Below are 22,596 nucleotides of genomic sequence, written 5' to 3' on the forward strand. Positions count from 1 at the left end.
GGAGGATCATTATTATGGCGTTACTACAAAAAACAAGGATTATTAACTCGATGCTGCAAGATGCAGCGGGGAAACCGGTTAATTTTAAAGAAATGGCAGAAACACTGAGAGATGTCATTGATTCAAACATTTTCGTATTAAGCAGAAGAGGGAAGCTTCTTGGCTACTCCATTAACCAGCAGATTGAAAATGCACGTATGAAAAAAATGCTGGAAGATCGTCAGTTCCCTGAAGAATATACAAAAAGCTTATTCAATGTCCCTGAAACATCTTCAAACCTTGACATCAACAGTGAGTACACAGCTTTCCCGATTGAGAACCGTGATTTATTCCAATCAGGTTTGACAACGATTGTGCCAATCATCGGAGGCGGAGACCGCTTAGGGACGTTAATCCTTTCTCGTTTGCAAGATACATTCACAGATGATGATTTAATTCTTGCTGAATACGGCGCAACAGTTGTTGGAATGGAGATTCTTCGCGAGAAAGCGGAAGAAATTGAAGAAGAAGCAAGAAGTAAAGCGGTTGTTCAAATGGCAATCAGCTCTCTTTCATATAGTGAGCTTGAAGCGATTGAGCATATCTTTGAAGAACTTGATGGAAACGAAGGGCTGCTTGTGGCAAGTAAGATTGCTGACCGTGTAGGAATCACTCGTTCAGTGATCGTAAACGCACTTCGTAAATTAGAAAGTGCAGGCGTTATTGAATCTCGTTCTCTTGGAATGAAGGGAACATACATCAAAGTGTTAAACAACAAATTTTTAATTGAACTTGAAAATTTAAAATCTCACTAATCAAAAAAAACCCTTTTCGGCCGAAATAAACGCTGAAAAGGGTTTTTTTGTATAAAAAATGAGTATTTGTCCGAAAAATGACACTCTTTTTTCCAAGAAACCCCTTACAATTCTGTAGTGCTTTGAATCTAGGTCTTTATACCTATTCGTAAAATAGATATATATTACGAGTTTTTTTTACAATTACATCATAGACTTTAATCCTATTATTTCTTACAATGAACATATGGTTTTACAAATCTCGACATGATTAAATGGAATGAAATACATATGATTGGAGGTATATGGTTTTGGATATATTTTCTGGAACGATAAGTAACCTTGAGAATGCCTTGGGCAGAGCGAACGTTAAGCAAAAAGTCATAAGCAATAATATCGCGAATATAGACACACCGAACTACAAGTCTAAAAAAGTTGCATTCCACGACATGCTAAATGATGCGTCAATCAAATTAGATGCTAAAAAAACATACCAAGGTCACATTGATTTCTCTAAAACAGGGTCTAATTATTCAGTTGTTTCGAGTAACCGTACTTCTTATCAAGAAAACGGAAATAATGTCGATATTGATCAAGAGATGAGTGAACTCGCTAAAAACCAAATTCAGTATAATGCGTTGGTTGAAAGAATGAGCGGAAAGTTCAATTCTCTTAAAACAGTTTTGACAGGAGGTAAGTGATGTCGATTTTTTCAGGCGTGAACGCTTCGGCCTCAGCATTAACAGCACAGAGGCTCAGAATGGACGTTGTATCCTCTAACCTTGCGAATATGGATACAACAAGAGCTAAACAGGTTGATGGCAAGTGGGAGCCTTATAGACGCAAGCTCGTCACATTACAGCCGTCAGGTGAATCATTTTCATCTATATTGAACTCAAGCATGAATTCGAGCGGCAAATTAGGAAACGGCGTCAAAGTAACAAAAATTACTGAAGACGAAACTCCATTCAACCTTCAATATGATCCTACAAATCCCGATGCCAATGAAAATGGATATGTTCAAACACCAAACGTTGATCCATTAAAGGAAATGGTTGATCTCATCAGCAGCTCAAGGTCATATGAAGCAAACGTGACTGCGCTGAATGCGAATAAAAGCATGCTGATGAAAGCTTTAGAAATAGGAAAGTAAGGTGAAAAGAATTGGTTAACGCAATATCTCCTTTCCAGCTTCAAACCGCTCAGCAAGCAAGTGAATTGACGAATGCATCGTCTGTGCAGGCGGCTGCACCTAAAAGTCAAACGAATTTCTCTGATGTGCTGAAGAATTCCATTGAGGCATTAAATCAATCACAGCTGAAATCAGACCAGTATACGAATGCTCTCGCACAAGGGAAAGATGTCAATCTCGATGAAGTCATGATTGCTTCACAAAAAGCGAGTGTGACACTCACAGCTGCAACCGAGTTTCGGAATAAAGCAGTCGAAGCGTACCAAGAGATTATGAGAATGCAGATGTAGGAGGTGCTGGTGGACAAAAAATAGACTGAATGGAATGACCGGGGGTTAAGATGAATCGTACTTTAATGCAATTAAGAACAAAAACAGTTGAGTTTTGGCGAAATCGATCAAAATTACAAAAAATACTCATGATTGGCGGCGTAGCTGCCCTAGCAATCATTATTACGGTTGTTAGCATCTTTGCTTCTTCTGAAAAAATGGTTCCGTTGTTTAGAGATTTGTCTGAGGCAGAAGCAGGACAAATCAAACAGGAACTGGATGGCAAAAACGTTAAATCGGAACTTGCAAATAACGGAACGACGATTTTAGTTCCAGAAAAGCAAGCAGACACTTTAAAAGTAACACTTGCATCAGAAGGACTTCCTAAAACGGGGAATATTGATTACTCCTTCTTTGCGAACAATTCCGGCTTCGGTTTAACAGATAATGAATTTGATGTTCTGAAAGTAGACGCAACTCAGACAGAACTATCCAATCTGATCAACACGATTGATGGGATTAAAGATTCAAAGGTTATGATTAACCTGCCAAAAGATTCCGTTTTTGTTGGAGAAGAGCAAAGTAATGCATCAGCATCAATTGTGCTGCAAGTTCAACCAGGCTACACGCTTACTCAGCAACAAGTAAAAGGCCTTTATCATCTTATTTCAAAAAGTGTGCCGAATTTAAAAACAGAAAACATTGTCATTATGGACCAAGATTCCAACTACTATGACTTAAACAGCAGCTCAGATTCCTATGCAAGTGGAATGGATGCACAGCAGCAGAAAAAAGAGGAGATTGAAAAGAATCTTCAACGAAAAATTCAACAGCTGCTTGGAACGATGATGGGTCAAGAGAAAGTTGCCGTATCGGTCACTACAGACATTGATTTTACTGAAGAAAAAAGAAAAGAAGATCTTGTCGAACCAGTTGATCAAGAAAACATGCAAGGAATTGCTGTCAGCGCTGAAAAGATTGCTGAAACTTATTCAGGCAATGGCGCAGCAGCTGGAGGCACCGCTGGAACAGGTGACGATGATGTCACAAATTATCAAGGTGCCGATGGAACGAATGGAAGCGGAGATTACGAAAAGAGCGAAGATCGTATCAATTATGAAGTCAACCGCATTCATAAAGATATCAAAGAAAGTCCTTATAAAATCAGAGACGTTGGCATTCAGGCACTGGTTGAACCACCTACTGCAAACGATCCTAACTCATTAACTGCTGAAAGGCAGGATGATATCAAAAAAATTCTTTCAACCATCATCAGTACATCGATTGATAAAGAATACACAAACGGTCAAGCGCTCACTCAAGCTGACTTAGATAACAAAATCGTTTTATCTGTATCAAAATTAGACGGTAAACAGCAAACGGCAGCAGAAAACCCTTCAAACAATATTCCAATTTGGGTTTATATTGTTGGCGGTGTGCTACTACTTGCCATTATCGCTCTCATTATCCTTCTCGTACGTAAGAGAAGAAAAGATGAGGAAGAAGAGTTTGAGTTTGATGAACGTACACCAATTCATGTTCCTGATATCGATACTGAGCCAGAAACAGAAGAAATGGTGAGAAAAAATCAGCTTGAAAAAATGGCAAAAGATAAACCAGAAGACTTTGCTAAATTGCTACGCAGCTGGCTGTCCGAGGATTAGGAGGAATACACATGTCGAGAAAAGATCCAAATCGACTAACAGGCAGACAAAAAGCAGCAATCCTAATGATTTCCTTAGGGCTAGACGTGTCAGCATCTGTATACAAACATCTGTCTGAAGACGAAATAGAAAAATTAACATTAGAAATTTCAAATGTAAGAAGTGTAGATACTGCTAAAAAAGATGAGATCATCGAAGAATTTCACAGCATTGCCATCGCGCAGGACTACATATCACAAGGTGGCCTTATGTACGCAAGACAAGTGCTTGAAAAAGCGCTTGGTGAGGACAAAGCGGACAGCATCTTAAATCGCTTAACATCCTCACTTCAAGTGAAACCATTTGATTTTGCTAGAAAGGCTGACCCAGAGCAAATTTTAAACTTTATTCAGCATGAGCATCCACAAACCATTGCGCTCATTCTTTCCTACCTAGATCCAGTACAGGCTGGACAGATTTTATCTGAGTTAGGCGAGGAAGTACAAACCGAGGTTGCAAGAAGAATTGCTTTAATGGACCGCACATCTCCAGAGATCATCAATGAGGTGGAACGTATTCTTGAACAAAAGCTCTCTTCAACCTTTACGCAAGATTATACCCAAACGGGCGGAGTCGAAGCGGTAGTCGAAGTCCTGAATGGTGTAGACCGTGCAACGGAGAAAACCATTTTAGATACACTGGAAATTCAAGATCCTGAGCTTGCTGATGAAATTAAGAAACGTATGTTTGTCTTTGAAGACATTGTCACTCTTGATAGCAGAGCCATTCAGCGCGTGATTCGAGATGTTGAGAATGACGATTTACTACTTGCACTCAAAGTGGCAAGCGAAGAAGTCAAAGAAATTGTCTTCCGCAACATGTCGCAACGTATGGTCGAAACGTTCAAAGAAGAAATGGAGTTTATGGGACCTGTCCGGCTTAGAGATGTCGAGGAAGCACAGACTCGTATTGTCAGCATCGTAAGACGACTTGAAGAGGCTGGAGAAATCGTCATAGCTCGAGGTGGAGGAGACGATATCATTGTCTAGGATTATCAAACATGAAACATCTGTTATTCCTGAACAAGGCCGTCAAACCATTCCCTTGCAGCAAGTGGAATTCAAAAGAGAACATCACGAAGAAGAGCTTGTCAACGAGACAGAAGCATCTCAACTTGTATTAAGTGATGCGCAAGATGAAGCAAGCCGTATTTTAGAACAAGCAAATCGTGAGCTGGAACAAACAATGGCTGAAATCAATCAGCGGCGAGCTGATTTTGAAGCAGAAAGAGTACAGCTCATTGAAGAAGCGAAACAAACAGGATATCAAGATGGTTTTCAAAAGGGCGAAGCAGATGCGAATTTACAGTATCAATCGATTCTTGATCAAGCGAATGACATTGTCAGCCTTGCAAAGCAGGACTATGAAGCGAAAATCGAAAGCTCTGCTGAAGAAATTGTCGAACTTGCCTTTGAGCTCGCTAAACGAGTATGGAATGCAGCTGAGGACACAAAAGAACAATTTTTAACGCTAGTGAAGCAGGTCATTTCAGAAGTGAAGGAATATGACGATATTTCCATCTATGTCGACCCTGCACATTACGAACATGTGATGGAATATAAAGATGAATTAAATAGAATCCTTCAAAAGAATACACATCTTGCCATTTACTCGGATGAAAAAGCACCAAAAGGTACTTGTTACGTCGAAACAAGCTTTGGAAAAGTGGAAGCGAGCGTTGATACCCAAATGAATCAGTTAAAAGAAAAGTTATTAGAAGTCATTGATTCAGGTGATCACAAATGAACATAGATGTGCTAAAAGAAACGATTGAAACCGCCGATCCTTATAAACGTTTTGGTAAAGTCAATCGAGTTGTTGGACTGATGATCGAGTCCAAGGGGCCAGAAAGCTCAATCGGTGATGTATGTCTTATTCACAAAAAAGGGAGTAAGAATCATCCGATCAAAGCAGAAGTCGTTGGCTTTAAAGATGAAAACATTTTGCTCATGCCCTACGTAGAAGCCTCTAACATCTCACCAGGCAGTCTTGTTGAAGCAACAGGTGAGTCGTTAAAGGTCAAAGTAGGAACTGGTTTAATCGGTCAGGTTGTTGATGCCTTCGGTGATCCACTGGACGGCAGCATGCTTCCTAAAGGACTTGCACCTGTCTCAACAGAACAATCTCCTCCAAACCCGATGGACAGACCGCCTATTCGTGAAAAAATGGGCGTTGGTGTCAGAGTGATCGACAGCTTGCTCACAGTCGGCACTGGTCAAAGAATTGGCATATTCGCGGGAAGCGGTGTTGGAAAAAGTACCTTGATGGGGATGATTGCCAAGCAGACAGAAGCGGATCTCAATGTCATTGCACTTGTTGGAGAGCGTGGACGTGAAGTTCGCGAGTTTATCGAAAAAGATTTAGGAGCTGAAGGACTGAAGCGTTCGATTGTTGTTGTCGCAACTTCAGATCAGCCCGCACTGACAAGATTAAAAGCAGCCTATACTGCAACAGCTATTGCCGAATATTTCAGAGACAGAGGCAAAAATGTCATGTTTATGATGGATTCTGTCACAAGGGTCGCCATGGCACAGCGGGAAATAGGACTTGCAACCGGTGAACCGCCAACAACAAAAGGATATACGCCTTCAGTGTTCGCTATACTGCCAAAATTGCTAGAACGAACTGGTACAAATCAACTTGGTTCCATCACAGCGTTTTACACAGTGCTTGTTGATGGTGACGATATGAATGAGCCGATCGCTGATACAGTGCGGGGGATTTTAGATGGCCACATAGTACTTGATCGTGCACTGGCCAACAAAGGACAGTTTCCAGCTGTCAATATTCTGAAAAGTATCAGTCGTGTTATGAGTAATATCGCAAGTCATGATCACAAGGAAGCGGCTAACCGGTTCCGCCAGCTTTTATCCACATATCAAAACGCTGAAGACCTCATTAACATTGGAGCATATAAAAAAGGCTCCTCTAAAGATATTGATGAGGCCATGCAAGCTTACCCACAACTGATTTCATTTTTGAAGCAGGACGTTGAAGAGGCTGTATCGATTGAAGACAGCGTGAGGATATTGCTCAGTTTGATGAATAGAGAGGATTGACAAAAACAGTGAGATATCAATACAAATTTCAAAAGCTCTTAGAATTGAAAGAAAGTGAAAAAGACAAATCACTCGCAGCGTATCAACAATCCGTTTCGGCATTTGAGCAAGCCGCTGAAAAACTCTATGAAAATATGAGTAAAAAAGAGCTAATGGAAAAGAGCAAAGAAGAAAAGCTGAGAAGTGGGATGAGTGTTCAAGAAATGCGTCATTATCAGCAATTTGTGACGAACTTAGATAACACCATTCATCATTATCAGCAGCTTGTGATCATGAAACGCCATCAAATGAATGAAAAACAATCTGATTTAACTGAAAAAAATATTGAGTTTAAAAAGTTTGAAAAAATGAAAGAAAAGCAATTTGAAAAGTTCTCCCTTGAACATAAGGCAATTGAAATGAAAGAAATGGATGATATCTCTATCAGCCAATTCATGTTTCAAGGACATTAGGAGTCGAGATGAATGCCTAAGAAGGAAAAAACAAAGGAATCAAGCGGCGGCGGTAAATTTCAATGGATCTTGTTTATTGTCATTATCCCATTGGTTGTGCTTGTGATTGTAACGGGCACAATCCTTTATATGGCAGGTTATGATCTAAAGAAACCGCTCCAAAACATTCCGGGGATTAGCAGCTTGGTTGGATCAGATGACACATCAAAAACGTCATCTTCAAATAACGATCAACGTGATACAGAGTTGAAAGCGTTGAAAAAGACGATTAAAGAACAAGAGAATGAACTTGAAATTGCTCAAAAAGACTTGAAGACAAGTGATGAAGAGATTAAACGATTGAATCAAAAAATCAATTCACTTGAAAAAACATCTGATAAAGAGAACACGTCAGCAAGTGACAGTTCATCAAACAGTACATCATCAAGTAATAACGCATCAGGATCTTCAACTGATTCGTCAGCATCTTCTAATCAGCAATCAAAAGGAAAGGTCGCCAGCATTTATGAAAGCATGGATGCAGGGAAATCTGCCAAAATTTTATCAGAGCTAAGTGATAAAGAAGCTTTGAAGATCCTTGAAGAGCTGAGTAAAAATAAGCTGACGGACATATTAGCAAAACTGACACCTCAGAAGGCAGCAACGTTCACGAAGGAGCTTGCCAAAAAAGAAGAAAGTGAAAATGGAGGTGGACAATAAGTGAAGCTATTGGACATTGGAGCCTTACAGCAATCTTCCCAAGGTCTCTCGGGACTAAAGGGAGAGGGGGCAGTATCTGCTCGCGGCCTGTTTAAACAATTGTTAAATGGCGCAGGTATTCAAAGTGGTCCAGCTATTTCTCAGCCGGCGGAAACCAATCTATCCATGAATGATGCGATGCAAATCATTGAAAAATGGATACAATCACCTGAAGAAGGAATAGATGGAGATCTTCTTGCGGCACTTCAGGCGCTGCAAGGTCAAAAGCTTGAGGGGGCTGACTTAAAGTCACTTGAAGAGCTATTTCAAAAGATGGAATCGGTTATCTATGGCGATCAGGATGAGAAGCCAGTTGCTGAACATAGTGAACAGCTCATACAAGTCCACTTTTTCTTATATCAAATACTGAATCAGCAGCCGGTAAGCTTTGATGCAAAACTTGTACAGGATATTCAAGCAAAAGGTGAAGATTTCATCAAGTTTCTAACGAAAAACGGAGCAGATGAAAAGCTCATTCAACAAGTAAAAGAGCAGTTCTTCTCGCAAGGATCGGCACCTAAGCTGAATAATATGTCGCAAAGCGAGCTGAAACACTTTAATCAGTTAATCGATCATATGATGGCGAATGCGAAAGGGTCAGATAAAGAGTGGAAAATTTCCTTAGGAGAGTTAAAAGAAATGATTGCTCCAAGGCAAGAATCTTCCTTCTCATCTCCAGCAAAAGGTGCTGCCTCACTTGAATGGCTTATGAAAAAAGAAGTCACCAAAGGTCAAGGCACTACGGCACCTGCTTCTGAAAAAACAATCACCCATACGCTGCTTCCAGGGCATAAACAGTTCTTCCAACTGCAATCAGCTGCTCCTGTGCAGCAGACGCAAACAACTGACGAAAAGCCAGGCACGGTTGATCAGCAGATTTTAAATACGTGGAAACAAATGAAGTTCACACCATTTGGTAATTCAAGCGGACGGTTTACCGTACGATTAAATCCAGAAAATCTAGGGTTTATTACCATCCAGCTAACGAAACAAAACGGGATGTATGCGAGTAAAATTACAGCTTCAACGCAAGCAGCAAAAGAACTGCTAGAGCATCATCTGCCGCAGCTCAAGCAGGCGTTACCGAATATGTCGGTTCAAGTTGACCGTTTCCATATACCGCTTCAGTCAAATGAGCAGCCATCTTTTGGACAATTTAATGAGGAAGGCAAGCAGCAGCCATCAAAAGGACAAAGTTTCCAGCAGCCTGATGAACAGGAAGCTGAATTCCAAGATGTACTAGATGCGCTTGTTGGATCAGAAGAAGAAGAGGAGGAGATCTAATGGCAACTGTTGATGCGACGAATAGAACAGCCGCACAAGCGGACACTTCTTCAAACGCAGCAAAGAAAACAGATACACTTGGCCGAGATCAGTTCTTGAAAATCTTACTTACGCAGCTTCAAAACCAAGATCCGACAAACCCGATTGATGACCGTGAGTTTGTCACACAGCTTGCAACATTTTCTTCTTTAGAACAGCAAATGAATATGAACGAATCTATCACTCAAATGAATCAGATCATGTCTACATTTGTTGCACACCAAGATCCATTTACGACATATGTAGGCTGGATTGGTAAAGAAGTAGCGGGCAAACAAGATGATAAAGACATATCTGGCACTGTGAAGTCTGTGAAAAACATAAACAATGAATACTTCCTATATTTAGAAGATGGGACGAAAATCAGCCCTTGGGACGTTACAACTGTTGGAGAAAAATCGTAAGCAAATCGAGGAGGAAAATAAATGTTACGCTCACTTTACTCAGGAATTAGCGGAATGAAAAACTTCCAAACAAAATTAGATGTTGTAGCCAATAACGTGGCCAACGTCAATACACATGGATACAAAAAAAGCCGTATCACTTTTAAAGATATGGTCAGTCAAACCATTGCAAGTTCTGGTGGACCGACGAATAACTCTGGTTCAATCAACTCAAAACAAGTTGGATTAGGATCAGCTTTATCTTCTATTGATAAAATCATGACATCAGGTTCTTCTCAAAATACAGACGAACCATATGATTTCTATATTAATGGAGATGGATTTTTCCGTATTGAAAAGCAAGGTGAAATCCTTTTTACAAGAACAGGGAACTTCAAACCTGATTCAAATGGGGATTTGGTAACATCTGATGGAAACTATCTTCTTGGTATGGATGGGCAAAGAATCAACATTCCACGAGACAATGTGTCAAGTGTTAGTGTTGGGCCAGATGGGACCGTTTCTGTTGTGGAGAACAACGTTTCTCGTACTGTTGGACAAGTATCACTTGTGTCTTTCAGTAATGCAGGAGGACTAGATAAAGTTGGGGATAACTTATATCGCCAAACACTCAGTTCCGGTGCACCAAGTAATGCCATGGCTCCTGGAACTCAAGGAACAGGTGAACTTCAAACAGGTAAACTTGAAATGTCAAACGTTGATTTAACAGACGAGTTTACAGAAATGATTATCGCACAGCGTGGATTCCAATCGAATGCAAAGACGATCACAACATCTGATGAAATTCTGCAAGAACTTGTGAATCTGAAACGATAGGAGGTAGGAGGAGCGGTTTATCGCTTCTCTGCTTAATATGATTGAAGTGACAAGATTAAATGGCAAAGGATTTATGCTCAACGCTCTCCATATCGAGCAAATCGAAAGCTTTCCAGACACGACCATTACACTCGCCAATGGAAAGAAATTCGTTGTGAAAGAAGATGAAGAGCAGCTTCAGGAGAAAATCATTTCTTTCTATAGAAAAATCCAAGTCATTTCATTGAATCAAGGAATAGAGGAGTTTGAATGAAGAAGAAATTAGTCGTAGTAATGCTAATCATGATTATTGCTATCGTCGGAATTGGAGCAGGTATTGTCTTTCTGGTGAATGGGTCAGACGAAGCAAAAGCAGAAAAAGAGCCAACAGCAGATGAAGTCGTAAAAGCTTCTGTTGAAATTCCTGAGATTGTGACCAATTTAAAATCTGAAGGAAATGCGGTCAAACTTGTACTAAATATTGAAACAGATTCAGAAAAAGCCAAAGAAGAGCTTGAAAAAAGAAGCTTCCAAGTGAAGGATGCTGTGATCGACATTTTATCAGACACGAATGCAGATGAACTTGATGGCAAAAAAGGCAGAGAACATTTTAAAACACAGGTCAAAAACAAAGTGAATAACTATTTGCAAGATGGCAAGGTGAAAGAAGTTTATATAACCTCCTTTAATCTGCAATAGAGGCGATTAATTGACACGATGGAGGTGAAGAAATGTCAGGAGAAGTGCTTTCCCAGAATGAGATCGATGCATTATTATCCGCCATATCAACAGGCGAAATGGATGCAGAAGAGCTGAAAAAAGAAGAAACGACGAAAAAAGTGAAAGTGTATGACTTTAAACGTGCACTGCGCTTTTCAAAAGACCAGATTCGAAGTTTAACAAGAATTCATGATAACTTCGCTAGACTGCTTACCACACACTTTTCAGCGCAGCTAAGATCATATATTCAAATTTCTGTCAGCTCGGTTGACCAAGTGCCATATGAAGAATTTATTCGTTCGATTCCTAATATGACATTATTAAACTTATTTTACGTCAGCCCGCTTGAAGGAAGAATCATGCTTGAAGTGAACCCAACGATTGGCTATGCCATGATGGATAGGCTGATGGGTGGGATTGGCATTAGTCATAATAAGACAGAATCACTGACAGAAATCGAAACAAAGATTATCTCAAACATGTTTGAGGGAGCTTTGGAAAACTACAGAGAAGCGTGGCAGTCCATAACCGACATCGAGCCAGAAATGGCAGATTTCGAGGTAAATCCCCAGTTTGTTCAAATGGTGTCACCAAACGAAACAGTTGTCGTCATTTCTCTTAATACACAAATTGGTGAGGTAAGCGGGGTTATTAATCTCTGTATTCCTCACGTAGTATTAGAGCCTATTATTCCGAAGCTGTCTGTACACTACTGGATGCAATCGGAACGAAATGAACCGAAAAAAGAAGAAACAAAGGCCATTGAAAAACGGATTATGACGGCGAAAATACCGGTAGTCGCAGAGCTTGGACAATCGGAAATGACGGTGGAAGAGTTTTTGAATTTGGAAATTGGTGATTGTATTGCCTTGGACAAACCAGTAAATGCGCCTCTTACTGTTATGGTCGGAAATAAACCGAAATTCTTGGGACAGGCCGGCCGCGTGAATCGGAAACAGGCGATTCAAATTCTAGATCACGACATAAGAGGTGAAGAAGATGGAGAATAACGGAAGTAAATTATCACAAGATGAAATCGATGCGCTCCTTAAAGGAGGCAGCAATGACGATATAGAGCCTGATACACTCCTTTCTGCAATGGAACAAGATGCCATTGGGGAAATCGGAAATATATCATTTGGAAGCTCTGCAACAGCACTTTCAACCCTATTAAGTCAAAAAGTGGAGATTACAACTCCAACTGTCACAGTGATTCAAAAAAGCAAGCTGAATGAGGAATTTCCTCATCCGTATGTCGCAATTGAAGTGAATTATACGGAAGGCTTCAGTGCTAGTAACCTGCTTGTCATCCAGCAAACCGATGCGGCAGTCATTGCGGATTTAATGATGGGCGGAGATGGAACAAATGCTGACCCGTCGTTAAGTGAAATTCACTTAAGTGCAGTACAAGAAGCGATGAACCAAATGATGGGTTCAGCAGCGACGTCCATGTCAACAGTCTTTAATAAAAAGATTGATATTTCTCCGCCTCGCGTTGAGTTGCTTGATGTGAAAGAAGGAGAAGGCACAGACCGCATTCCAGCTGAAGAGATGCTTGTCAAAGTGTCCTTTAGATTAACAATAGGTGAACTCATAGATTCAAATATTATGCAGCTTTACCCTATTACGTTTGCGAAAGATTTGATTGCAGAATTAACAGACCCAGCGGAAGAAGAGCCGGTTCAAGAAGCACCTCAGAGTGCACCTGAACCACAGCAGGCTGCTCCGCAAGCACAATCTGCTCCTATGCAGCAATCGGCACCGCCGAAAAGACAGGCGAAGCCAAAGCCGGCAGAACCTGTCAATGTGGCGCCGGTTGAATTTGAGGCATTCAGTGAGCCTCAGCATACAACAAGTCAGCTCGGTAATCTTGATATGCTGATGGATATTCCACTTTCCATTACAGTGGAGCTTGGAAGAACGCAGCGCAGTGTGAAAGAAGTACTTGAACTTTCCGCTGGAAGTATCATTGAACTGGACAAACTTGCAGGTGAGCCAGTCGACATTCTGGTCAACAAACGAATCGTCGCCAAAGAAGAAGTTGTTGTCATTGATGAGAACTTTGGTGTACGTGTGACTGACATTTTAAGTCAGTCAGAAAGACTTTCTAATTTAAAATAAACAAACATATAGGGAGAGAATAAGTAAATGGCTACTAAGGTATTAATCGTAGATGATGCAGCATTCATGAGAATGATGATTAAGGATATTCTTGTAAAAAACGGATTTGATGTAGTAGGAGAAGCAGAAAACGGCGCACAAGCTGTTGAAAAATTTAAAGAAACATCTCCTGATCTAGTCACAATGGATATCACAATGCCAGAAATGGACGGGATCACAGCATTAAAAGAAATTAAACAAATCGATGCTTCTGCAAAAATCATTATGTGCTCAGCGATGGGACAACAATCAATGGTTATTGATGCCATTCAAGCAGGTGCAAAAGACTTTATCGTGAAGCCATTCCAGGCAGACCGTGTACTTGAAGCAATTAATAAAACGTTAGGCTAAAAAAGGGTGTAAGACTTGTTGAAAAAACGTTTGATATGTATAGCAATGATCAGTTTTATGCTTTTCTTTACAGCGCAGCCAGCCTCACTGTTTGCTGAAACAAAAGATCCTGAAAATGGCATGGTGAATGACTGGATCAAAGGTGAGAAAGAAAGCAAAAAGGATACAGAAAAGAAAACCACTGACAATCAAACGAATCCGGCAGAAGAAGTTCCCTCTTCTTCTGTCTCCATTATGGATTTTGTCAAAATGATTGGTGCCTTACTTTTTGTCATCCTGCTCATTTACGGATTGGTGAGATTTGTTGGAAAGCAAAACCGCTTACTCAAGCCATTTCGCTATGTTGAAAATATTGGCGGAACGACGGTTGGTCAAAATCGTTCAGTTCAGCTGATCAAAGTGGGCAAACGAGTATTAGTTGTCGGCGTAGCAGACTCAATCCAGCTGCTAAAAGAAATCGATGATGAACAAGAATGCGAAGCGATTGTGAAACAATACGAAGAAGCGATGGAAAGTAAGACTGACTTACCGAAAATGATGCAAAAATTGACATCGCAAGTGAAGAAACACGATCAGCCGACCACTTCTTCTTTTTCAGCAAATTTAAAGGCGCAGCTAGCCGAATTGAAAAAGACCCAATCAGAAGTCAGAAAGAAAGGCCCGAAACAAAATGAATGAGTTTATCGATTTATTTAATTCCAGTGGCGCAGGGAATATTAGCACATCTGTCCGTCTGCTTTTATTGTTAACTGTATTTTCAGTTGCACCAGGCATTCTTATTTTAATGACCTGTTTTACACGGATTGTGATTGTTCTTTCGTTCGTCAGAACATCACTTGCAACCAACTCAATGCCGCCAAACCAAGTGCTTGTAGGACTTGCTTTATTTCTCACATTTTTTATTATGGCACCCACGTTCTCAGAGATTAATAAAGAGGCACTCACGCCGCTTTTAAATGATGATATTACGTTAAATCAGGCCTATGAAAAAGCCGAAGTGCCAATTAAAGAGTTTATGAGTAAACATACGAGACAGAAAGATTTGGCTTTATTTCTTAGTTACGCAAAAATGGATACTCCTGAATCGATTAAAGATATTCCCTTAACGGCGATGGTACCAGCGTTTGCAATTTCAGAATTAAAGACGGCATTTCAAATTGGTTTTATGATTTTTATTCCATTTTTAATTATTGACATGGTGGTCGCAAGTGTCCTGATGTCGATGGGGATGATGATGCTTCCGCCGGTTATGATATCGCTCCCTTTCAAAATATTGTTATTTGTATTAGTTGATGGATGGTATTTGATTGTTAAATCTTTGCTGCAAAGCTTTTAGAGTAGGTGCTTAAAACATGAGTTCAGAATTTGTCATTACGATGGCTGAAAGGTCAGTGTATGTTGTTTTACTTGTCAGCGGGCCGCTTCTTGCGCTCGCACTAATCGTGGGACTAATTGTCAGTGTGTTTCAGGCGACAACCCAAATCCAAGAACAGACGCTTGCGTTCATTCCAAAAATTGTTGCAGTGCTCATTGGACTTGTTGTGTTTGGTCCGTGGATGCTTTCAACAATTGTGTCATTTACAACAGAGCTGTTCTCTAATTTAGATCGATTTGCAGGTTAATCAGAGATGTCAATCATAGAATTATTTCCTGCCTTTCTTCTCGTTTTCATTCGGATCACCGCTTTTTTTGTGACAGTGCCGCTATTAGCGCATCGAACGATACCAGCAGTTCACAGAGTTGGTTTTTCACTGTTTTTGGCTGTCATTAGTTTTAGCACCATTAAAGAACCGCCAGCACTCGATATCGACGGTCTTTACATGATGCTTGCCGTGAAAGAAGCAATGGTCGGACTTCTTCTTGGACTGATTGCATATATCATGGTGTCCGCAGTTCAAATTGCCGGCTCATTCATCGATTTTCAAATGGGTTTTGCGATCGCCAATATTATTGATCCACAAACAGGGGCGCAAACGCCGCTGATGGGGCAGTTTTTTTATACGGTGACCTTGCTGCTGATGCTGGCAACAAATGCACATCATTTGCTGCTTGATGGAATCTATTACAGTTTTCAATATATTCAAGTTGATCAGTATGCGCTGAACTTCGGTAGTGAATCCTTTGCTTACTTTATTGCAAAGAGCTTCAACCAAATGTTCATCATAGCCTTTCAAATCTCAGCACCTGTTGTGGCTAGTTTGTTTTTAGTCGATTTGGCATTAGGAATTGTGGCACGTACAGTTCCGCAAATGAACGTATTTGTCGTTGGACTTCCCATTAAAATGGGCGTGAGTTTTATTATGATCATCATTTGTATGGGTGTCATCTTCGGGGTCGTCCAAAATACATTTGAAACGATTGTGCTCACCATGAGGAATTTCTTAGCATTGGTCGGTGGTTCGTCATGACGACAAGACTTAGACTCGACTTGCAATTTTTCGCAGGTGAAAAAACAGAAAAAGCAACACCGAAAAAAAGACGTGATTCACGTAAAAAAGGGCAGGTTGCCAAAAGTACCGACGTCAATACAGCCATCTCATTTCTACTAATCTTTTTATCATTCTTTTTTATTGGGCCTTTTATGAAAGAGCGTATTATTGCGCTCATTGAACGTTTTTATTCAACAACGATGCTAATGAAGGTTAGCACATCTAATATTCACCAGTTATTCTTGGAATTGCTTCAAGAGACAGGTCTCCTCCTCATGCCAATTCTTGGTGTTGGGATGCTGGCAGGGATCATCAGTAACTATTTACAAGTTGGATTTCTCTTTTCAACTGAAGTGATCAAGCCCAAATTAGAAAAGCTTGATCCAATCAAAGGGTTTAAACGAATATACAGTATTCGAGCACTCGTTGAGCTATTAAAATCCATTTTAAAAATTGGTTTTGTTGGTTTTGCGACATTTATCGCTCTATGGATGCACTTTGACGAAATCTTGCGGCTCCCTCTACTCACTGCAGAGGAAACCCTTCATTTCGTGGCAAATATGACCTTGATTATGGGGTTATATGCAGCAGGTGCTCTTCTGATCTTAGCCGGGCTTGACTACATGTATCAGAAATTTGATTATGAAAAAAACTTACGGATGTCTAAACAAGACATCAAAGATGAGTATAAAAAATCAGAGGGTGACCCGCTCATAAAATCAAAAATTAAACAGCGGCAAAGGGAAATGGCCATGAGACGGATGATGCAGGAAGTCCCAAAAGCGGACGTCATCATTACAAACCCGACCCACTACGCAATTGCCTTGAAATATGACGAAGAAAAGATGGACGCGCCGTTTGTTGTGGCAAAGGGAACAGATATTTTGGCTTTGAAAATTAGAACAATTGCGAAAGAACATGATGTCATGACTGTAGAAAACCGGCCGCTCGCTCGTGCCCTCTATGATCAAGTGGATATCAACCAAGCGGTGCCGGAAGAATATTTTAAGGCGATCGCAGAAATTTTGGCTTACGTATATAAAACGAAACAAAAGATTTTATGAATTTTTGGTTTTAAAAGGAGAGAACAGGCATGTCAGCAAGAGATTTATCTGTTTTATTCAGTGTTATTTTAATCGTGGCGATGCTGGTCATACCGTTTCCGCCCGTCCTATTAAGTATTTTAATTATTATTAATATTTCTCTTGCGCTTATCGTGCTTCTCACCACAATGAACATGCAAGAACCACTGCAATTTTCCATTTTTCCATCGTTACTTTTGCTCTTAACACTGTTTCGTTTAGGGCTTAACATCTCTACAACCCGTTCTATTTTATCAACTGGAGATGCTGGTAAGGTTGTCGAAACGTTTGGATCATTTGTTGTTGGGGGCAATATACTTGTTGGTCTGGTTGTCTTCCTTATTCTGATCATCATTCAGTTTGTTGTCATCACCAAAGGGGCAGAGCGTGTATCAGAGGTTGCGGCCAGATTTACACTCGACGCGATGCCAGGTAAACAGATGAGTATTGACGCAGATTTGAATGCAGGAATGCTGACAGAAAGTGAAGCTAGAAACCGCCGTGAAAAAGTAGCCAGAGAAGCAGACTTTTATGGTGCGATGGATGGTGCAAGTAAGTTCGTTAAAGGGGATGCCATCGCAGGTATTATCATCGTTATTATCAATATTATTTTTGGCATCATTATTGGGATGATTCAGCAAGGAATGTCAATTCAAGAATCAGCTTCCCACTTTACTCTTTTAACAGTGGGGGACGGAATTGTGTCGCAAATCCCTGCACTTCTCATCTCAACAGCGACAGGGATTGTTGTCACGAGAGCGGCTTCTAACGGAAACCTTGGTTCAGACATTACGGGTCAGCTCTTTGCCTTCCCTGCCATGCTTTACGTCACAGCAGGCACGATCTTCCTGCTTGGATTGTTTACACCAATTGGCGTACTTTTGACAGGGCCGATCGCAGGTTTACTTGCACTCGGTGCGTACATGATGTCGAAAAACAAACAGGATCAAGAAGAGATTGAAGAAGTACTGGAAGAACAGGCAGAGGTAGAAGAGATGAAAAGTCCAGAAAGCGTCATTCATCTCCTGCAAATGGATGCCATTGAATTTGAATTTGGCTACGGGTTGATCCCGCTTGCAGATGCCAATCAAGGCGGAGACCTGCTAGACCGAATTGTCATGATCAGAAGGCAGCTTGCTCTTGAACTAGGTCTTGTCATTCCAGTTGTCCGTATTCGAGACAACATTGCGCTGAATCCGAATGAATACAGGCTCAAAATAAAAGGGAACGAAGTGGCAAAAGGAGAGCTGCTGCTAGATCATTATTTAGCGATGTCCCCAACGCCTGATGATGATCCGATTGAAGGAATTGAAACAATCGAACCATCCTTTGGTCTGCCGGCAAAGTGGATATCAGAAGCGGAAAAAGATCAGGCTGAAATGCTTGGGTATACAGTGGTCGATCCAGCATCTGTTGTGTCTACCCACATCACAGAGAAGATTAGACAAAACACCCATGAACTGCTTGGACGCCAAGAAACGAAGCAATTAATCGATCATCTGAAAGAAAGTTATCCAGTTCTAGTAGATGAGGTAACACCGAATCCACTAGCGGTCGGGGATATCCAAAAAGTACTTGCAAAGCTTCTGAAAGAAAAGGTCTCCATTCGAAACCTTGTGACCATTTTTGAGACCCTTGCAGACTACGGAAAATTAACCACGGATACAGACTTGCTAACAGAGTATGTTAGACAGGCACTTGCAAGACAGATTACTGCACAGTATGCAAGAGAAAATGAATCATTGAAAGTCGTGACATGCTCAGGCCGAGTCGAAAAGGTGATTGCAGACAGCGTGCAGCAAACAGAGCATGGGAACTACTTATCGTTAGATCCAGAATCCTCTGAAAGTGTGATTCAATCAGTGGCGAGAGAAATTGAACAGCTTTCGCTTCGTCAGGAAACGCCGGTTCTATTATGCTCACCTCCTATAAGAATGTACGTCAAACAGTTGTTAGAAAGATATTTCCCAGATTTACCGGTACTATCTTATAACGAACTAGAAGCAAATGTGGAAGTACAGAGCATCGGAGTGGTGGATATCTAATGAAAATGAAAAAAATCACAGCGAATTCTATGCAGGAGGCAACGATCCAAATCAGGCAGCAGCTTGGGAAGGATGCCGTCATATTAAATTCGAAAACCGTTGTCAAACGAAAGCTGTTCGGTTTAAAGAAACAGCAAATGGTCGAAGTGATTGCAGTGCTGGATCAAGATTTTGAAGAAAGAGCCGGTAAAGGATTACAACCAGCAGCTGCGCCTATCCCGGTGTTACCGAAAAAGGAGCAGATTCAACATCTTACGCAAGAGCTGCCGGCTGCCACTCAAGCCGTTAAAGCAGCGCCTTCTCATTCTCAGCCTTTAGAATATGCAAGAAACGAACGCCATGCCGGGATCTTGCCGGATTCTCTCATGAAAATGGATCAAAAGCTAAAGGATCAAGGTCTTGATGATGAGATTCGAGATGAGTGCTTAAAGGGTCTTTTAACAAAAGGTGCTGTGAAAGAAGAGCAGATTGAAAAAGAACTTGAAAAACTACTCACAGGGATGCTGCCGGCTCACACTTCTGATGAGCCGATGATTCGTTCGAAATACATTGTGTTGTTTGGTTCAACTGGTGCTGGTAAAACGACAACGATTGCAAAGCTTGCTGCGAAAACAGCCATTCAGCAGCAAAAGAAAATTGCTTTTATCACAACAGATACGTACCGGATTGCAGCGATTGAACAACTAAAAACATATGCTGAACTGCTGAATGCACCTCTTGAGGTTTGTTATTCAAGAGAGGACTTTGTGAAAGCACAGCAGACCTTTAAAGACTATGATCATATTTTCATCGATACAGCAGGCCGTAACTTTAAAGAAGAGGCGTACATCAAAGAGCTGACAGATATCATTCCATTTGATGAAAGCATTCAAAGTTTTCTCGTCATGAGTGCGACATCGAAATATCAAGATATGAAAGCCATGGTCAAACGTTTTGAACACGTTCCAATCGATCAATTTATTTTTACTAAAGTTGATGAAACAGACACGATGGGAACGATCTTTCAAATCATTGCAGAATCTCAAATCGGGCTCGGGTTTTTAACAAATGGTCAAAATGTACCTGAGGATATTCTTGAGAGTTCTCCCCTTGATTTGACAAGGATGGTCTTACAATGATGAAGCCTGACCAAGCCGAAGGTTTAAGAAAGCTTGTTCAGCAGAATCAACTGATTGTACCGAACTCTCTTCATGCGAATGGACAGGCGAAAACCATTGCTGTCATGAGCGGTAAAGGCGGAGTAGGTAAATCGAATTTGACGCTGAATATGGCACTGTCTATCGCAAGTACGGGCAAGCAAGTGCTCATCATCGACCTCGACTTTGGCATGGGGAATATTGATATTTTACTAGGGAAAACATCGACCAGCTCTATATTAGACGTGCTTGTTAGAAAAAAATCCTTCCAAGCGGCTATGACAAAAGGAACGGACAATCTGTATTACATTTCTGGCGGAAGCGGGCTTGAACAGCTGTTTTCTTTAGAAAAAGATCAATGGTCGTTCTTTTTAGAAGAGATGGAGAAAATATTGAATGACTTTGATTGTATATTCTTTGATATGGGTGCAGGCTTGTCAAAAGATCAACTCCCCTTTGTCTTATCGGCAGGAGAGGTGGTCGTTGTGACAACGCCAGAACCAACATCCATCATGGATGCCTACAGCGCAATTAAGCACTTAGCCATTCATCAGTTTGAACAGTCTGTTCAAATCATCGTCAACCGGTGTAAAACCCCGTCAGAAGGGTCTGAAACGTACCGGAAATTAGCAGGAGTGGTGACGTCATTTCTACACCGAAAGCTTGTGTTTGCTGGGGCGGTGCCTGATGATCCTGCTGTTCCTAAAGCAGTCACTGAACAAATGCCATTTTATATGAAGCAGCCTCATTCAAGGCTAAGTAAAACCATTAAAATGCTAGCTGAAACACTGTATCATCAGCAGATAAGAGAGGCACGGAGAGAGCAGCATACGTTTATAGATAAGTTGTCCTCTTTTTTTAAAAGGAGGAAGGTGGACTCATGATTAGAGTGCTTGTAGTAGATGACTCGGCTTTTATGAGAAAACTCATCAGTGATTTCCTAAGTGCCGAGCAAGAAATTGAAGTCGTCGGAACGGCGCGAAATGGAGAAGATGCCTTAAAGCGGATTAAGGAATTGAATCCAGATGTTGTCACACTTGATGTGGAAATGCCTGTTCTAAATGGAACAGAAGCATTAAAACAAATTCTGGCTGAACACGACCTTGCTGTGATTATGGTGTCAAGCCAGACGAAGCAAGGGAAGGAATTAACCATCCATTGCTTAGAACTCGGTGCTTTTGACTTTGTGACAAAGCCTTCAGGAAGTATTTCGCTCGATTTACACAAAGTAAGAGGTCAAATTGTAGAGCGGGTACTTGCGGCAGGCCTGTCGAGAAAACGTACTGAGAAACAAGTTTCTCCTAAGCCGTTCATGAAGCCGCCAAGTCCAATTCCAGCGGTCGCTCCCCGCCTGCAAGAAGTAAGAAGCGGTTCATCACTCCGAAAGATTATTTCAATCGGAACTTCTACGGGAGGGCCTAGGGCGCTTCAACGAGTCGTCACGAAGCTGCCAAAAGACATAGAGGCGCCGATTTTGATTGTGCAGCATATGCCGGCAGGATTTACGGCATCGCTGGCTACTAGATTAGATCATTTATCACAAATTACGATCAAAGAAGCTCAAGATGGAGACATCGCTAAAAATGGAGTGGCTTACATAGCTCCTGGTGGATTGAATATGTCACTTCATGAACAAGGGGCAGCTTTAGTGATCAGGCTGTCCCCAGAAGACACTGACAGCCGTCACAAACCTTCTGTTAACTATTTATTTGAATCCATCAGCAACATAAAAGGTTACGAGAAAATCGCTGTCATTATGACAGGAATGGGTAGTGATGGCACAGAAGGTGTCAAAAAAATGGTCGCAAGCGGTCATACAAAAGTCATTGCAGAAAAAGAAGAATCATGTGTTGTTTTCGGAATGCCTAAATCAGTCATTAAAGCAGGCCTTGCACATGAAACAAGGCATGTGGATGACATCGCACATGCAATTATAAGCTCCATGAAAAAAGAGAGGGCGTGAAC

General features: G+C 41.0%; 27 protein-coding genes. All 27 read left to right on the top strand.

Annotated elements, in window-relative coordinates:
- Positions 1–14 precede the first annotated feature (14 nt).
- The 27 genes from codY (at position 15) to LCD32_RS07660 (ending at position 22,594) form a co-directional block, all read left to right on the top strand.
- Entirely contained in the window at positions 15–794 is a 780-nt protein-coding gene (codY, locus tag LCD32_RS07530; RefSeq protein ID WP_007499612.1) for a GTP-sensing pleiotropic transcriptional regulator CodY, read from the top strand.
- A gap of 290 nt (positions 795–1,084) precedes the next feature.
- Entirely contained in the window at positions 1,085–1,474 is a 390-nt protein-coding gene (gene flgB / locus LCD32_RS07535) for a flagellar basal body rod protein FlgB (protein ID WP_017359092.1), read from the top strand.
- Entirely contained in the window at positions 1,474–1,926 is a 453-nt protein-coding gene (gene flgC / locus LCD32_RS07540) for a flagellar basal body rod protein FlgC (protein ID WP_007499610.1), read from the top strand. The genes flgB and flgC overlap by 1 nt, the downstream gene beginning before the upstream one ends.
- Positions 1,927–1,937: 11 nt before the next feature.
- Positions 1,938–2,255, top strand: coding sequence for a flagellar hook-basal body complex protein FliE (gene fliE, locus LCD32_RS07545; RefSeq protein WP_007499609.1), 318 nt, complete (start codon positions 1,938–1,940; stop codon positions 2,253–2,255).
- A gap of 50 nt (positions 2,256–2,305) precedes the next feature.
- A complete protein-coding gene (gene fliF / locus LCD32_RS07550) occupies positions 2,306–3,898 on the top strand; it encodes a flagellar basal-body MS-ring/collar protein FliF (RefSeq protein WP_024720350.1) in 1,593 nt (530 codons plus the stop codon).
- Between the two features lie 11 nt (positions 3,899–3,909).
- Positions 3,910–4,926 (top strand): flagellar motor switch protein FliG, encoded by a 1,017-nt coding sequence (fliG, locus tag LCD32_RS07555; protein ID WP_008344808.1) that lies wholly within the window; start codon positions 3,910–3,912, stop codon positions 4,924–4,926.
- Positions 4,919–5,683 carry a flagellar assembly protein FliH gene (gene fliH, locus LCD32_RS07560; protein ID WP_017367245.1) on the top strand — a complete coding sequence of 255 codons (765 nt, stop codon included), beginning with the start codon at positions 4,919–4,921 and terminating at the stop codon, positions 5,681–5,683. The genes fliG and fliH overlap by 8 nt, the downstream gene beginning before the upstream one ends.
- Positions 5,680–6,996, top strand: a complete 1,317-nt coding sequence (gene fliI, locus LCD32_RS07565) for a flagellar protein export ATPase FliI (RefSeq protein WP_008344803.1) — start codon at positions 5,680–5,682, stop codon at positions 6,994–6,996. Before fliH ends, fliI begins: the two co-directional genes overlap by 4 nt.
- Before the next feature lie 8 nt (positions 6,997–7,004).
- Positions 7,005–7,448: a flagellar export protein FliJ gene (gene fliJ, locus LCD32_RS07570; RefSeq protein WP_024720352.1), complete on the top strand. Its 444-nt coding sequence runs from the start codon at positions 7,005–7,007 to the stop codon at positions 7,446–7,448.
- A 12-nt stretch (positions 7,449–7,460) separates the two neighbouring features.
- Entirely contained in the window at positions 7,461–8,147 is a 687-nt protein-coding gene (locus LCD32_RS07575; protein ID WP_007499599.1) for a MotE family protein, read from the top strand.
- Positions 8,148–9,470 (top strand): flagellar hook-length control protein FliK, encoded by a 1,323-nt coding sequence (locus tag LCD32_RS07580; RefSeq protein WP_224563374.1) that lies wholly within the window; start codon positions 8,148–8,150, stop codon positions 9,468–9,470.
- Positions 9,470–9,913 carry a flagellar hook assembly protein FlgD gene (gene flgD, locus LCD32_RS07585; protein WP_041507305.1) on the top strand — a complete coding sequence of 148 codons (444 nt, stop codon included), beginning with the start codon at positions 9,470–9,472 and terminating at the stop codon, positions 9,911–9,913. Before LCD32_RS07580 ends, flgD begins: the two co-directional genes overlap by 1 nt.
- 21 nt (positions 9,914–9,934) lie before the next feature.
- The gene (gene flgG, locus LCD32_RS07590; RefSeq protein ID WP_008344796.1) at positions 9,935–10,729 is read left to right on the top strand and encodes a flagellar basal body rod protein FlgG; all 795 of its coding nucleotides are present in this window, start codon (positions 9,935–9,937) and stop codon (positions 10,727–10,729) included.
- A gap of 37 nt (positions 10,730–10,766) precedes the next feature.
- The gene (locus LCD32_RS07595) at positions 10,767–10,982 is read left to right on the top strand and encodes a flagellar FlbD family protein (RefSeq protein WP_008344794.1); all 216 of its coding nucleotides are present in this window, start codon (positions 10,767–10,769) and stop codon (positions 10,980–10,982) included.
- Positions 10,979–11,407, top strand: coding sequence for a flagellar basal body-associated protein FliL (gene fliL, locus LCD32_RS07600; protein WP_007499592.1), 429 nt, complete (start codon positions 10,979–10,981; stop codon positions 11,405–11,407). The genes LCD32_RS07595 and fliL overlap by 4 nt, the downstream gene beginning before the upstream one ends.
- Before the next feature lie 32 nt (positions 11,408–11,439).
- On the top strand, positions 11,440–12,438 hold the full coding sequence (fliM, locus tag LCD32_RS07605; protein WP_007499590.1) for a flagellar motor switch protein FliM: 999 nt from the start codon (positions 11,440–11,442) through the stop codon (positions 12,436–12,438).
- Positions 12,428–13,549 (top strand): flagellar motor switch phosphatase FliY, encoded by a 1,122-nt coding sequence (fliY, locus tag LCD32_RS07610; protein WP_224563378.1) that lies wholly within the window; start codon positions 12,428–12,430, stop codon positions 13,547–13,549. The genes fliM and fliY overlap by 11 nt, the downstream gene beginning before the upstream one ends.
- A 27-nt stretch (positions 13,550–13,576) precedes the next feature.
- Complete coding sequence (locus tag LCD32_RS07615; RefSeq protein ID WP_003212360.1) at positions 13,577–13,939, top strand: response regulator; 363 nt, start codon at positions 13,577–13,579, stop codon at positions 13,937–13,939.
- Between the two features lie 18 nt (positions 13,940–13,957).
- Positions 13,958–14,617 (top strand): flagella biosynthesis regulatory protein FliZ, encoded by a 660-nt coding sequence (gene fliZ / locus LCD32_RS07620; protein ID WP_224563381.1) that lies wholly within the window; start codon positions 13,958–13,960, stop codon positions 14,615–14,617.
- Positions 14,610–15,275, top strand: coding sequence for a flagellar type III secretion system pore protein FliP (gene fliP, locus LCD32_RS07625; RefSeq protein WP_007499580.1), 666 nt, complete (start codon positions 14,610–14,612; stop codon positions 15,273–15,275). Before fliZ ends, fliP begins: the two co-directional genes overlap by 8 nt.
- A gap of 16 nt (positions 15,276–15,291) precedes the next feature.
- On the top strand, positions 15,292–15,561 hold the full coding sequence (fliQ, locus tag LCD32_RS07630; RefSeq protein WP_003211206.1) for a flagellar biosynthesis protein FliQ: 270 nt from the start codon (positions 15,292–15,294) through the stop codon (positions 15,559–15,561).
- Positions 15,562–15,567: 6 nt separating this feature from the next.
- Positions 15,568–16,347 (top strand): flagellar biosynthetic protein FliR, encoded by a 780-nt coding sequence (gene fliR / locus LCD32_RS07635; protein ID WP_007499578.1) that lies wholly within the window; start codon positions 15,568–15,570, stop codon positions 16,345–16,347.
- A complete protein-coding gene (gene flhB / locus LCD32_RS07640; protein ID WP_007499576.1) occupies positions 16,344–17,432 on the top strand; it encodes a flagellar biosynthesis protein FlhB in 1,089 nt (362 codons plus the stop codon). The genes fliR and flhB overlap by 4 nt, the downstream gene beginning before the upstream one ends.
- 29 nt (positions 17,433–17,461) lie before the next feature.
- Complete coding sequence (gene flhA / locus LCD32_RS07645) at positions 17,462–19,495, top strand: flagellar biosynthesis protein FlhA (protein WP_007499573.1); 2,034 nt, start codon at positions 17,462–17,464, stop codon at positions 19,493–19,495.
- On the top strand, positions 19,495–20,613 hold the full coding sequence (flhF, locus tag LCD32_RS07650) for a flagellar biosynthesis protein FlhF (RefSeq protein WP_081114481.1): 1,119 nt from the start codon (positions 19,495–19,497) through the stop codon (positions 20,611–20,613). The genes flhA and flhF overlap by 1 nt, the downstream gene beginning before the upstream one ends.
- The gene (locus LCD32_RS07655) at positions 20,610–21,515 is read left to right on the top strand and encodes a MinD/ParA family protein (protein ID WP_224563384.1); all 906 of its coding nucleotides are present in this window, start codon (positions 20,610–20,612) and stop codon (positions 21,513–21,515) included. The genes flhF and LCD32_RS07655 overlap by 4 nt, the downstream gene beginning before the upstream one ends.
- Positions 21,512–22,594: a chemotaxis response regulator protein-glutamate methylesterase gene (locus LCD32_RS07660; RefSeq protein ID WP_024720361.1), complete on the top strand. Its 1,083-nt coding sequence runs from the start codon at positions 21,512–21,514 to the stop codon at positions 22,592–22,594. The genes LCD32_RS07655 and LCD32_RS07660 overlap by 4 nt, the downstream gene beginning before the upstream one ends.
- The last annotated feature ends 2 nt before the right edge of the window (positions 22,595–22,596 follow it).

Source organism: Bacillus sp. RSS_NA_20 (assembly GCF_020165915.1).
Lineage (GTDB): Bacteria > Bacillota > Bacilli > Bacillales > Bacillaceae > Bacillus > Bacillus altitudinis.

Coding starts and splice junctions, on each gene's coding strand:
- flhA (WP_007499573.1), top strand. CDS start 17,462: ATGTCAGCAAGAGATTTATCTGTTTTATTCAGTGTTATTTTAATCGTG.
- fliF (WP_024720350.1), top strand. CDS start 2,306: ATGAATCGTACTTTAATGCAATTAAGAACAAAAACAGTTGAGTTTTGG.
- LCD32_RS07655 (WP_224563384.1), top strand. CDS start 20,610: ATGATGAAGCCTGACCAAGCCGAAGGTTTAAGAAAGCTTGTTCAGCAG.
- fliL (WP_007499592.1), top strand. CDS start 10,979: ATGAAGAAGAAATTAGTCGTAGTAATGCTAATCATGATTATTGCTATC.
- fliQ (WP_003211206.1), top strand. CDS start 15,292: ATGAGTTCAGAATTTGTCATTACGATGGCTGAAAGGTCAGTGTATGTT.
- LCD32_RS07595 (WP_008344794.1), top strand. CDS start 10,767: ATGATTGAAGTGACAAGATTAAATGGCAAAGGATTTATGCTCAACGCT.
- flhB (WP_007499576.1), top strand. CDS start 16,344: ATGACGACAAGACTTAGACTCGACTTGCAATTTTTCGCAGGTGAAAAA.
- fliR (WP_007499578.1), top strand. CDS start 15,568: ATGTCAATCATAGAATTATTTCCTGCCTTTCTTCTCGTTTTCATTCGG.
- codY (WP_007499612.1), top strand. CDS start 15: ATGGCGTTACTACAAAAAACAAGGATTATTAACTCGATGCTGCAAGAT.
- LCD32_RS07575 (WP_007499599.1), top strand. CDS start 7,461: ATGCCTAAGAAGGAAAAAACAAAGGAATCAAGCGGCGGCGGTAAATTT.
- flgD (WP_041507305.1), top strand. CDS start 9,470: ATGGCAACTGTTGATGCGACGAATAGAACAGCCGCACAAGCGGACACT.
- fliM (WP_007499590.1), top strand. CDS start 11,440: ATGTCAGGAGAAGTGCTTTCCCAGAATGAGATCGATGCATTATTATCC.
- flgC (WP_007499610.1), top strand. CDS start 1,474: ATGTCGATTTTTTCAGGCGTGAACGCTTCGGCCTCAGCATTAACAGCA.
- LCD32_RS07660 (WP_024720361.1), top strand. CDS start 21,512: ATGATTAGAGTGCTTGTAGTAGATGACTCGGCTTTTATGAGAAAACTC.
- fliP (WP_007499580.1), top strand. CDS start 14,610: ATGAATGAGTTTATCGATTTATTTAATTCCAGTGGCGCAGGGAATATT.
- fliY (WP_224563378.1), top strand. CDS start 12,428: ATGGAGAATAACGGAAGTAAATTATCACAAGATGAAATCGATGCGCTC.
- flgG (WP_008344796.1), top strand. CDS start 9,935: ATGTTACGCTCACTTTACTCAGGAATTAGCGGAATGAAAAACTTCCAA.
- LCD32_RS07615 (WP_003212360.1), top strand. CDS start 13,577: ATGGCTACTAAGGTATTAATCGTAGATGATGCAGCATTCATGAGAATG.
- fliI (WP_008344803.1), top strand. CDS start 5,680: ATGAACATAGATGTGCTAAAAGAAACGATTGAAACCGCCGATCCTTAT.
- flhF (WP_081114481.1), top strand. CDS start 19,495: ATGAAAATGAAAAAAATCACAGCGAATTCTATGCAGGAGGCAACGATC.
- fliG (WP_008344808.1), top strand. CDS start 3,910: ATGTCGAGAAAAGATCCAAATCGACTAACAGGCAGACAAAAAGCAGCA.